The 12,284-nt window shown below is 34.2% G+C and carries 11 protein-coding genes; 10 read left to right on the top strand and 1 reads right to left on the bottom strand.

Going from position 1 to position 12,284, the window contains the following annotated elements; genetic code table 11:
- The first annotated feature begins 396 nt into the window (after nt 1–396).
- The 10 genes from vicR to IDG45_RS10300 all read left to right on the top strand — a co-directional run bounded on the left by vicR (nt 397) and on the right by IDG45_RS10300 (nt 11,876).
- Nucleotides 397–1,098, top strand: coding sequence for a cell wall metabolism response regulator VicR (vicR, locus tag IDG45_RS10345; protein WP_000101976.1), 702 nt, complete (start codon nt 397–399; stop codon nt 1,096–1,098).
- 12 nt (nt 1,099–1,110) lie between these two features.
- Nucleotides 1,111–2,937 (top strand): cell wall metabolism sensor histidine kinase WalK, encoded by a 1,827-nt coding sequence (gene walK, locus IDG45_RS10340; protein ID WP_000871607.1) that lies wholly within the window; start codon nt 1,111–1,113, stop codon nt 2,935–2,937.
- On the top strand, nt 2,930–4,264 hold the full coding sequence (locus IDG45_RS10335) for a two-component system activity regulator YycH (protein ID WP_001060140.1): 1,335 nt from the start codon (nt 2,930–2,932) through the stop codon (nt 4,262–4,264). Before walK ends, IDG45_RS10335 begins: the two co-directional genes overlap by 8 nt.
- The gene (locus IDG45_RS10330) at nt 4,265–5,053 is read left to right on the top strand and encodes a two-component system regulatory protein YycI (RefSeq protein ID WP_001104167.1); all 789 of its coding nucleotides are present in this window, start codon (nt 4,265–4,267) and stop codon (nt 5,051–5,053) included.
- 388 nt (nt 5,054–5,441) lie between these two features.
- Nucleotides 5,442–6,242 (top strand): MBL fold metallo-hydrolase, encoded by an 801-nt coding sequence (locus IDG45_RS10325; protein WP_000088649.1) that lies wholly within the window; start codon nt 5,442–5,444, stop codon nt 6,240–6,242.
- Between the two features lie 226 nt (nt 6,243–6,468).
- The gene (gene adsA, locus IDG45_RS10320; RefSeq protein ID WP_206171617.1) at nt 6,469–8,787 is read left to right on the top strand and encodes an LPXTG-anchored adenosine synthase AdsA; all 2,319 of its coding nucleotides are present in this window, start codon (nt 6,469–6,471) and stop codon (nt 8,785–8,787) included.
- 368 nt (nt 8,788–9,155) lie between these two features.
- Nucleotides 9,156–9,635, top strand: a complete 480-nt coding sequence (gene rlmH / locus IDG45_RS10315) for a 23S rRNA (pseudouridine(1915)-N(3))-methyltransferase RlmH (RefSeq protein ID WP_000704775.1) — start codon at nt 9,156–9,158, stop codon at nt 9,633–9,635.
- A 65-nt stretch (nt 9,636–9,700) separates the two neighbouring features.
- Complete coding sequence (locus IDG45_RS10310; protein WP_031864347.1) at nt 9,701–10,477, top strand: hypothetical protein; 777 nt, start codon at nt 9,701–9,703, stop codon at nt 10,475–10,477.
- A 371-nt stretch (nt 10,478–10,848) separates the two neighbouring features.
- Entirely contained in the window at nt 10,849–11,232 is a 384-nt protein-coding gene (locus IDG45_RS10305; protein WP_031864346.1) for a hypothetical protein, read from the top strand.
- 11 nt (nt 11,233–11,243) lie between these two features.
- Nucleotides 11,244–11,876: a hypothetical protein gene (locus IDG45_RS10300; RefSeq protein WP_031864345.1), complete on the top strand. Its 633-nt coding sequence runs from the start codon at nt 11,244–11,246 to the stop codon at nt 11,874–11,876.
- 162 nt (nt 11,877–12,038) lie between these two features.
- Here the strand turns inward: IDG45_RS10300 and IDG45_RS10295 are convergent.
- Nucleotides 12,039–12,284 (bottom strand): DDE-type integrase/transposase/recombinase (locus tag IDG45_RS10295; protein ID WP_200734775.1); only part of this gene is annotated, 246 nt, incomplete at its 5' end.

Below are 12,284 nucleotides of genomic sequence, written 5' to 3'. Positions count from 1 at the left end.
CTTCGTTGTGATATGCCACCAATCCTCCATAACATCAATTGTTAAAGTAACGAATAATGATATTTATTTTCTGAGCAATGACGTGCAACTAGAAGTTGCCATTACCCTAATTTTATTATTGGAATAGGGACCTCATCATTGTGTTAAATATCATTATCACAATCCGCCGTGAGAAACTAATAAAAAATATTAATATATAAGTTTATATTGGAAAATAGAATTAATAGCTTATAAATGGTAAATTATATAATAGGTTACTGTACGTTATAAGACGGAAAATGCGCACAATAACAAAAATAGTAAGCGACATCCTGTGATTTTTTACACAAACATAAACGATAAAGAACAAAAAATGATAAAATAATATTAATGATTTAAGAAAAGAGGTTTATGCAAATGGCTAGAAAAGTTGTTGTAGTTGATGATGAAAAACCGATTGCTGATATTTTAGAATTTAACTTAAAAAAAGAAGGATACGATGTGTACTGTGCATACGATGGTAATGATGCAGTCGACTTAATTTATGAAGAAGAACCAGACATCGTATTATTAGATATCATGTTACCTGGTCGTGATGGTATGGAAGTATGTCGTGAAGTGCGCAAAAAATACGAAATGCCAATTATAATGCTTACTGCTAAAGATTCAGAAATTGATAAAGTGCTTGGTTTAGAACTAGGTGCAGATGACTATGTAACGAAACCGTTTAGTACGCGTGAATTAATCGCACGTGTGAAAGCGAACTTACGCCGTCATTACTCACAACCAGCACAAGACACTGGAAATGTAACGAATGAAATCACAATTAAAGATATTGTGATTTATCCAGACGCATATTCTATTAAAAAACGTGGCGAAGATATTGAATTAACACATCGTGAATTTGAATTGTTCCATTATTTATCAAAACATATGGGACAAGTAATGACACGTGAACATTTATTACAAACAGTATGGGGCTATGATTACTTTGGCGATGTACGTACGGTCGATGTAACGATTCGTCGTTTACGTGAAAAGATTGAAGATGATCCGTCACATCCTGAATATATTGTGACGCGTAGAGGCGTTGGATATTTCCTCCAACAACATGAGTAGAGGTCGAAACGAATGAAGTGGCTAAAACAACTACAATCCCTTCATACTAAACTTGTAATTGTTTATGTATTACTGATTATCATTGGTATGCAAATTATCGGGCTGTATTTTACAAATAACCTTGAAAAAGAGCTGCTTGATAATTTTAAGAAGAATATTACGCAGTACGCTAAACAATTAGAAATTAGTATTGAAAAAGTATATGACGAAAAGGGCTCCGTAAATGCACAAAAAGATATTCAAAATTTATTAAGTGAGTATGCCAACCGTCAAGAAATTGGAGAAATTCGTTTTATAGATAAAGACCAAATTATTATTGCGACGACGAAGCAGTCCAACCGTAGTCTAATCAATCAAAAAGCGAATGATAGTTCTGTCCAAAAAGCACTATCACTAGGACAATCAAACGATCATTTAATTTTAAAAGATTATGGCGGTGGTAAGGACCGTGTCTGGGTATATAATATCCCAGTTAAAGTCGATAAAAAGGTAATTGGTAATATTTATATCGAATCAAAAATTAATGACGTTTATAACCAATTAAATAATATAAATCAAATATTCATTGTTGGTACAGCTATTTCATTATTAATCACAGTCATCCTAGGATTCTTTATAGCGCGAACGATTACCAAACCAATCACCGATATGCGTAACCAGACGGTCGAAATGTCCAGAGGTAACTATACGCAACGTGTGAAGATTTATGGTAATGATGAAATTGGCGAATTAGCTTTAGCATTTAATAACTTGTCTAAACGTGTACAAGAAGCGCAGGCTAATACTGAAAGTGAGAAACGTAGACTGGACTCAGTTATCACCCATATGAGTGATGGTATTATCGCAACAGACCGTCGTGGACGTATTCGTATCGTCAATGATATGGCACTTAAGATGCTTGGTATGGCGAAAGAAGACATCATCGGTTATTACATGTTAAGTGTATTAAGTCTTGAAGATGAATTTAAACTTGAAGAAATTCAAGAGAATAATGATAGTTTCTTATTAGATTTAAATGAAGAAGAAGGTCTAATCGCACGTGTTAACTTTAGTACGATTGTGCAGGAAACAGGATTTGTAACTGGTTATATCGCTGTGTTACATGACGTTACTGAACAACAACAAGTTGAACGTGAGCGTCGTGAATTTGTTGCCAATGTATCACATGAGTTACGTACACCTTTAACTTCTATGAATAGTTACATTGAAGCACTTGAAGAAGGTGCATGGAAAGATGAGGAACTTGCGCCACAATTTTTATCTGTTACCCGTGAAGAAACAGAACGAATGATTCGACTGGTTAATGACTTGCTACAGTTATCTAAAATGGATAATGAGTCTGATCAAATCAATAAAGAAATTATCGACTTTAACATGTTCATTAATAAAATTATTAATCGACATGAAATGTCTGCGAAAGATACAACATTTATTCGAGATATTCCGAAAAAGACGATTTTCACAGAATTTGATCCTGATAAAATGACGCAAGTATTTGATAATGTCATTACAAATGCGATGAAATATTCTAGAGGCGATAAACGTGTCGAGTTCCACGTGAAACAAAATCCACTTTATAATCGAATGACGATTCGTATTAAAGATAATGGCATCGGTATTCCTATCAATAAAGTCGATAAGATATTCGACCGATTCTATCGTGTAGATAAGGCACGTACGCGTAAAATGGGTGGTACTGGATTAGGACTAGCCATTTCGAAAGAGATTGTGGAAGCTCACAATGGTCGTATTTGGGCAAACAGTGTAGAAGGTCAAGGTACATCTATCTTTATCACACTTCCATGTGAAGTCATTGAAGACGGTGATTGGGATGAATAATAAGGAACATATTAAATCTGTCATTTTAGCACTACTCGTCTTGATGAGTGTCGTATTGACATATATGGTATGGAACTTTTCTCCTGATATTGCAAATGTCGACAATACAGATAGTAAGAAGAGTGAAACGAAACCTTTAACGACACCTATGACAGCCAAAATGGATACAACTATTACGCCATTTCAGATTATTCATTCGAAAAATGATCATCCAGAAGGTACGATCGCGACGGTATCTAATGTGAATAAACTGACGAAACCTTTGAAAAATAAAGAAGTGAAGTCCGTGGAACATGTTCGTCGTGATCATAACTTGATGATTCCTGATTTGAGCAGTGATTTTACATTATTCGATTTTACGTATGATTTACCGTTATCAACATATCTTGGCCAAGTACTGAACATGAATGCGAAAGTACCAAATCATTTCAATTTCAATCGTTTGGTCATAGATCATGATGCTGATGATAATATCGTGCTTTATGCTATAAGCAAAGATCGCCACGATTACGTAAAATTAACAACTACAACGAAAAATGATCATTTTTTAGATGCATTAGCAGCAGTGAAAAAAGATATGCAACCATACACAGATATCATCACAAACAAAGATACAATTGATCGTACGACGCATGTTTTTGCACCAAGTAAACCTGAAAAGTTAAAAACATATCGCATGGTATTTAACACGATTAGTGTTGAGAAAATGAATGCTATACTATTTGACGATTCAACCATCGTTCGTAGTTCAAAGAGTGGTGTTACAACCTACAACAATAATACAGGTGTCGCAAACTATAACGATAAAAATGAAAAATATCATTATAAAAACCTGTCCGAAGATGAAGCAAGTTCCAGCAAAATGGAAGAAACGATTCCAGGAACCTTTGATTTTATTAATGGTCATGGTGGTTTCTTAAACGAAGATTTCAGATTGTTTAGTACGAATAATCAGTCAGGCGAGCTAACATATCAACGTTTCCTTAATGGTTATCCAACGTTTAATAAAGAAGGCTCTAATCAAATTCAAGTCACTTGGGGTGAAAAAGGCGTCTTTGATTATCGTCGTTCGTTATTGCGCACCGACGTTGTGTTAAATAGTGAGGATAATAAAACGTTGCCGAAATTAGAGTCTGTACGTTCAAGCTTAGCGAACAATAGTGATATTAATTTTGAAAAAGTAACAAACATCGCTATCGGTTACGAAATGCAGGATAATTCAGATCATAATCACATTGAAGTGCAGATTAACAGTGAACTCGTACCGCGTTGGTATGTAGAATATGATGGCGAATGGTATGTTTATAACGATGGGAGGCTTGAATAAATGAACTGGAAACTGACAAAGACACTTTTCATTTTCGTGTTTATTCTTGTCAACATCGTGTTAGTATCGATTTATGTTAATAAAGTCAATCGCTCACACATTAATGAGGTTGAGAGTAACAATGAAGTTAATTTTCAGCAAGAAGAAATTAAAGTACCGGCTAGTATATTGAATAAATCAGTTAAAGGTATAAAATTAGAGCAAATTACGGGGCGTTCAAAAGACTTTAGTTCTAAAGCTAAGGGCGATTCGGATTTGACCACATCAGACGGTGGAAAATTATTGAATGCGAACATTAGTCAATCGGTAAAGGTCAGTGACAATAACTTAAAAGATTTGAAAGATTATGTTAACAAACGTGTGTTCAAAGGTTCAGAATATCAATTAAGTGAAATTAGTTCTGGTTCTGTAAAATACGAACAAACGTATGATAATTTCCCGATTTTGAACAATAGTAAAGCGATGTTGAACTTTAATATAGAAGATAACAAAGCGACTAGTTATAAACAATCAATGATGGATGACATTAAGCCCACAGATGGTGCAGATAAGAAGCATCAAGTGATTGGTGTGAGAAAAGCAATCGAGGCATTATATTATAATCGTTACTTGAAAAAAGGTGATGAAGTCATTAATGCTAGACTCGGTTACTACTCAGTCGTGAATGAAACGAATGTTCAATTGTTACAACCAAACTGGGAAATTAAAGTGAAGCATGACGGTAAGGACAAAACGAATACTTACTATGTCGAAGCGACAAATAATAACCCTAAAATTATTAATCATTAATATGAATCGTAATAAGCTAGCATTGCAAGCTCATCATATGTGAGAAGCGGTGCTAGCTTTTTGCTGGTACGGTTTATTATGGCTGACGTTTTTGTGTCTCCAACGTGCGCATTTATTCATATATTAAGTAGAACCGCATTGTAAAATTAACGTAACTGTTATTTTAAAAACTTTAGTATTTGCCTAATCATTGTTATAATAATTAGGACATTCATTGCACGTGATTATCAAAATTTAATTATAAGAGACCGGTCGATGAACTAAAGTTACATAATAGGAAAGGTATACAAAACAGCTAATATACTGATAGTTTCTGTAGGGAAAATCGTATATTTGCATTGATGTATATTGCAGTCATATAGAGAGATTGACTGCTTAAATAGAAAGGATGAGCCGCTTGATACGCATGAGTGTATTAGCAAGTGGTAGTACAGGTAACGCCACTTTTGTAGAAAATGAAAAAGGTAGTCTATTAGTTGATGTTGGTTTGACTGGCAAGAAAATGGAAGAATTGTTTAGTCAAATTGACCGTAATATTCAAGATTTAAATGGTATTTTAGTAACCCATGAACATATTGATCATATTAAAGGATTAGGTGTTTTGGCGCGTAAATATCAATTGCCAATTTATGCGAATGAAAAGACTTGGCAGGCAATTGAAAAGAAAGATAGTCGCATCCCTATGGATCAGAAATTCATTTTTAATCCTTATGAAACAAAATCTATTGCAGGTTTCGATGTTGAATCGTTTAATGTGTCACATGATGCAATAGATCCGCAATTTTATATTTTCCATAATAACTATAAGAAGTTTACGATTTTGACAGATACGGGTTACGTGTCTGATCGTATGAAAGGTATGATACGTGGCAGCGATGCGTTTATTTTTGAGAGTAATCATGACGTCGATATGTTGAGAATGTGTCGTTATCCATGGAAGACGAAACAACGTATTTTAGGCGATATGGGTCATGTATCTAATGAGGATGCGGGTCATGCGATGACAGACGTGATTACAGGTAACACGAAACGTATTTACTTATCGCATTTATCACAAGATAATAACATGAAAGATTTGGCGCGTATGAGTGTTGGTCAAGTATTGAACGAACACGATATTGATACGGAAAAAGAAGTATTGCTATGTGATACGGATAAAGCTATTCCAACGCCAATATATACAATATAAATGAGAGTCATCCGATAAAGTTCCGCACTGCTGTGAAACGACTTTATCGGGTGCTTTTTTATGTTGTTGGTGGGAAATGGCTGTTGTTGAGATTAAGGTTCTAGTTGAAATGTAAAAAATAATTCGATATTAAATGTAATTTATAAATAATTTACATAAAATCAATCATTTTAATATAAGGATTATGATAATATATTGGTGTATGACAGTTAATGGAGGGAACGAAATGAAAGCTTTATTACTTAAAACAAGTGTATGGCTCGTTTTGCTTTTTAGTGCAATGGGATTATGGCAAGTCTCGAACGCGGCAGAGCAGCATACACCAATGAAAGCACATGCAGTAACAACGATAGACAAAGCAACAACAGATAAGCAACAAGTACCGCCAACAAAGGAAGCGGCTCATCATTATGGTGAAGAAGCGGCAACCAACGTATCAGCATCAGCGCAGGGAACAGTTGATGATATAAACAACAAAGTAACTTCCAACGCACCATCTAACAAACCATCTACAGCAGTTTCAGCAACAGTAAACGAAACGCGCGATGTAGATACACAACAAGCCTCAACACAAAAACCAACTCGCACAGCAACATTCAAATTATCAAATGCTGAAACAGCATCACTTTCACCACGAATGTTTGCTGCCAATGCACCACAAACAACAACACATAAAATATTACATACAAATGATATCCATGGCCGACTAGCCGAAGAAAAAGGGCGTGTCATCGGTATGGCTAAATTAAAAACAGTAAAAGAACAAGAAAAGCCTGATTTAATGTTAGACGCAGGAGACGCATTCCAAGGTTTACCACTTTCAAACCAGTCTAAAGGTGAAGAAATGGCTAAAGCAATGAATGCAGTAGGTTATGATGCTATGGCAGTCGGTAACCACGAATTTGACTTTGGATACGATCAGTTGAAAAAGTTAGAGGGTATGTTAGACTTCCCGATGCTAAGTACTAACGTTTATAAAGACGGGAAACGCGCATTTAAACCATCAACGATTGTAACGAAAAATGGTATTCGTTATGGAATTATTGGCGTAACGACACCAGAAACAAAGACGAAAACAAGACCTGAAGGCATAAAAGGTGTTGAATTTAGAGATCCATTACAAAGTGTGACAGCAGAAATGATGCGTATTTATAAAGACGTAGATACATTTGTTGTTATATCTCATTTAGGTATTGATCCTTCAACACAAGAAACATGGCGTGGCGATTACTTAGTGAAACAATTAAGTCAAAATCCACAATTGAAGAAACGTATTACAGTCATTGATGGTCATTCACATACCGTACTTCAAAATGGTCAAATTTATAACAATGATGCATTAGCACAAACAGGTACAGCACTTGCGAATATCGGTAAGATTACATTTAATTACCGCAATGGAGAGGTATCGAATATTAAGCCGTCATTGATTAATGTTAAAGACGTTGAAAATGTGATACCGAACAAAGCATTAGCTGAACAAATTAATCAAGCTGATCAAACATTTAGAGCACAAACAGCAGAGGTTATTATTCCAAATAATACGATTGATTTCAAAGGAGAAAGAGATGACGTTAGAACGCGTGAAACAAATTTAGGAAACGCGATTGCAGATGCTATGGAAGCATATGGCGTTAAGAATTTCTCTAAAAAGACTGACTTTGCCGTGACAAATGGTGGAGGTATTCGCGCCTCTATCGCAAAAGGTAAGGTGACACGCTATGATTTAATTTCAGTATTACCATTTGGAAATACGATTGCGCAAATTGATGTAAAAGGTTCAGACGTCTGGACGGCTTTTGAACATAGTTTAGGCGCACCAACAACACAAAAAGATGGTAAGACAGTATTAACAGCGAATGGCGGTTTACTACATATCTCTGATTCAATCCGTGTTTACTATGATATGAATAAACCGTCTGGCAAACGAATTAATGCTATTCAAATTTTAAATAAAGAGACAGGTAAGTTTGAAAATATTGATTTAAAACGTGTATATCACGTAACGATGAATGACTTCACAGCATCAGGTGGCGACGGATATAGTATGTTCGGTGGCCCTAGAGAAGAAGGTATTTCATTAGATCAAGTACTAGCAAGTTATTTAAAAACAGCTAACTTAGCTAAGTATGATCCGACAGAACCACAACGTATGTTATTAGGTAAACCAGCAGTAAGTGAACAACCAGCTAAAGGACAACAAAGTAGCAAAGGTAGTAAGTCTGGTAAAGATGCACAACCAATTGGTAAAGACAAAGTGATGAATCCAGAGAAACAACCGGCGCCAAGTAAAGTTGTGTTGTTGCCAACGCATAGAGGAACTGTTAGTAGTGGTAGAGAAGGTTCTGATCGCGCATTGGAAGGAACTGCTGTATCAAGTAAGAGTGGGAAACAATTGGCTAGCATGTCAGCGCCTAAAGGTAGCACACATGAGAAACAGTTACCAAAAACTGGAAATGATCAAAGTTCAAGCCCAGCAGCGATGTTTGTATTAGTAGCAGGTATAGGTTTAATCGCTACTGTACGACGTAGAAAAGCTAGCTAAAATATATTGAAAACAATACTACTGTATTTCTTAAACAAGAGGTACGGTAGTGTTTTTTTTATGAAAAAAAGCGATAACCGTTGATAAATATGGGATATAAAAATGAGGATAAGTAATAAGACATCAAGGTATTTATCCACAGAAATGGGGATAGTTATCCAGAAGTGTGTACAATTTAAAGAGAAATACCCACAATGCCCACAGAGTTATCCACAAATACACAAGTTATACACTAAAAATTGGACATAAATGTCAGGAAAATATCAAAAACTGCAAAAAATATTGGTATAATAAGAGGGAACAGTGTGAACAAGTTAATAACTTGTGGATAACTGGAAAGTTGATAACAATTTGGAGGACCAAACGACATGAAAATCACCATTTTAGCTGTAGGGAAACTAAAAGAGAAATATTGGAAGCAAGCCATAGCAGAATATGAAAAACGTTTAGGCCCATACACCAAGATAGACATCATAGAAGTTCCAGACGAAAAAGCACCAGAAAATATGAGCGACAAAGAAATTGAGCAAGTAAAAGAAAAAGAAGGGCAACGAATACTAGCCAAAATAAAACCACAATCAACAGTCATTACATTAGAAATACAAGGAAAGATGCTATCTTCCGAAGGATTGGCCCAAGAATTGAACCAACGCATGACCCAAGGGCAAAGCGACTTTGTATTCGTCATTGGCGGATCAAACGGCCTACACAAGGACGTCTTACAACGCAGTAACTACGCACTATCATTCAGCAAAATGACATTTCCACATCAGATGATGCGGGTTGTATTAATTGAGCAAGTGTACAGAGCATTTAAGATTATGCGAGGAGAAGCGTACCATAAATAAAACTAAAAAATAGGTTGCGTAGTACATATTATGAAATAATTCATTAGATAAAGGAGAAATTGTTAATGACCATGTTTCGTGAGGCATTAATATGGCTAGTACTCCTAGTATTTAATTTAATAAACACGTTCTTAGTGATTATAGGGAAAACACAATTATTTAAAGTTCCACTATGGAGTACTTGGCTATTATGGGGAATTATTACGATCATTATACTAGGTATTTTATTCTTTAGAAAATATCTACAAAAAACGTATTCTCTAACTAATATAAATTCCGATAAAAAGTTTAAAGACGGTGAGTTCTTTGTACAAATCCCTTTATACATCATTGAGAATCAAAGCAATGTTATATACGGTAACGAGACAATAACGTATAAACCTGTTTTTGTTAATATATTTCATAAATTATTGAGTCTCTTTGGTGTTCAAACAAAATATAGTGTATATATGAATTCTAGTGAGAACAATGTAAAAGTAATTCGTAAACATGTGGTAGCGAATAAACATCAATATACGATGTATTTGAATGATGAAGAAGTAGGCATACTTGAGATGAAACAGTTCTTCAAAAGTGGGGGAAAGCAACAAATTCCTTATACGTTTAATTACAAATCTGAGTTATTTGATGTAAGCAATCCGTTTTTTAGTAATGAAACCAAAATTACATTTGAGAATGAAGTATTATTAACCGCAAAGCGTAGTTTTTTAGATATTTCAAAAAGTAAACTGACTAAAAAACGTGGGGAAAAACACAATATACACATTCACAGTACTAGAGTAGAGAAAGAAATATTAATAGCCATTTACTTACAATGCATGATAAACAAGCAAACACAATAAATGAAGTATAGGTGTAGTATAAATGAATCAAAATAATAATTGATTTAACCATTAACGAATAAAGATTTTAGTACAAATATACCCTATTATCATAACTGCTAAAAAAGATAGTGAAGGCAACAAAACAAACCATATTGACATACATCTCTCTCCTTACTCACCATGTTTTTTATTTAAAATCTAAACATATGATTAAAAGTGCTAGATGATTTTAAATACAGTTTAACAAAAATAATTTAAAATGAAATAACTCACAATTGATATATTAAAATTTGTATAAAAGGTTTAAAGATAAAGTAAGTTATATATCACTCACTTGGAAATGAATTGACTAAGAATGTTATAATGCAAATGAGTAGAGGAGAGTGTTTATGAAAAAGATAATATTATTAGCTAGTCTATTGGGTTTGTCTTTTATGTTAGTAGCTTGTGGAACATCGGGAGAACAGAAAGAACCTTCTAAAGATAGTCAAAAGTCAGAGAAATATACATATGAGTATTATGAAGTGCTAAATAATGGTTCAGAAGATACACCCAATGTGGAAATAAAATATAAAGATAAAAATGGTAAATCACATTTACAAAAGACGGATTTAGAACACGTTTATGAACATATTTTAAATGATGGAAATAAAAAGCCTTATATAATTAAAGATGGCAAAAAGATTCATGTCTATCGTCCACCATATATGATTTATGGCGATGACGATATTGAAGGACAAGTTACTGCTAAAGATGAAGTGTCTAAAGAGTAAGAGGTGAGTTGGTGAAGCATAAAGTATTAAAAATGATAAGTATAATGATAATCTTTAATGTGACCTCGCTTTGTATATTGTCTACAAACTTAGAAGCTGTAACCTCAAGCACTAGTAGCTCAAGTTCGAGTAGTAGTTCGTCATCTTCTGCGGTTAGAAGTTCAACGTCTTCAAGTTCGTCAATGAGTCGTTCAAGTACGATGAATGCTTCACGAGTTGCAAAACAATCAAGTCAGCGTGCAGCTCAACAAGCTAGTCGAACAAACAGTATTACATATAATAATAAGGCATCAAAATTTAAACAAGACACTGGTAAAATTCAATCTCAACAAGCACGATCAATGGTTTCTACAAGACATCGATATAGACCAGGGGCCTCATATGCGTCACAATTTATGGCTACTTCATATTATAATAATTGGTTATATTTTTATTTTATTACATCCGGTATGTATAAAAATAAAACCAATCATGTTGAATACCAAAAAAACATGTTGAAACAACAAATGAAAGCGCATGAGAAATTATATACCATTACCGTTCAAACTAATAAAGGCAAACGTTTAGTTGTTGTCCCGAAAAAGCAATACGATGAAATTAAAAATGGTGAGAAAGTGAAAATTAAAAATAGTGCATTACAATAACTCACATTGAGTAGTCCAACGTTCTTAATAGAAGGGAGTTTTAGTAAAGTTTGTTCATCATTTTAAAACTCTGTAATAGTCTAAAATGACATATTAAAAAAAGGGTTCTGTTGCAAAGTAAAAAAATATAGCTAACCACTAATTTATCATGTCAATGTTTGCTTAACTTGCTAGCATGATGCTAATTTCGTGGCATGGCGAAAATCCGTAGATCTGAAGAGATCTGCGGTTCTTTTTATATAGAGCGTAAATACATTCAATACCTTTTAAAGTATTCTTTTCTGTATTGATACTTTGATACCTTGTCTTTCTTACTTTAATATGACGGTGATCTTGCTCAATGAGGTTATTCAGATATTTCGATGTACAATGACAGTCAGGTTTAAGTTTAAAAGCTTTAATTACTTT

Origin of the sequence: Staphylococcus sp. EG-SA-10 (assembly GCF_017151945.1) — a bacterium.
Classification (GTDB): Bacteria; Bacillota; Bacilli; order Staphylococcales; family Staphylococcaceae; genus Staphylococcus; species Staphylococcus aureus.
Note: the sequence above shows the minus strand (reverse complement) of the source record. Positions and strands in the feature narration are given on the sequence as shown.

Coding starts and splice junctions, on each gene's coding strand:
- IDG45_RS10335 (WP_001060140.1), top strand. CDS start 2,930: ATGAATAATAAGGAACATATTAAATCTGTCATTTTAGCACTACTCGTC.
- walK (WP_000871607.1), top strand. CDS start 1,111: ATGAAGTGGCTAAAACAACTACAATCCCTTCATACTAAACTTGTAATT.
- adsA (WP_206171617.1), top strand. CDS start 6,469: ATGAAAGCTTTATTACTTAAAACAAGTGTATGGCTCGTTTTGCTTTTT.
- vicR (WP_000101976.1), top strand. CDS start 397: ATGGCTAGAAAAGTTGTTGTAGTTGATGATGAAAAACCGATTGCTGAT.
- IDG45_RS10325 (WP_000088649.1), top strand. CDS start 5,442: ATGAGCCGCTTGATACGCATGAGTGTATTAGCAAGTGGTAGTACAGGT.
- IDG45_RS10330 (WP_001104167.1), top strand. CDS start 4,265: ATGAACTGGAAACTGACAAAGACACTTTTCATTTTCGTGTTTATTCTT.
- IDG45_RS10305 (WP_031864346.1), top strand. CDS start 10,849: ATGAAAAAGATAATATTATTAGCTAGTCTATTGGGTTTGTCTTTTATG.
- IDG45_RS10310 (WP_031864347.1), top strand. CDS start 9,701: ATGACCATGTTTCGTGAGGCATTAATATGGCTAGTACTCCTAGTATTT.
- rlmH (WP_000704775.1), top strand. CDS start 9,156: ATGAAAATCACCATTTTAGCTGTAGGGAAACTAAAAGAGAAATATTGG.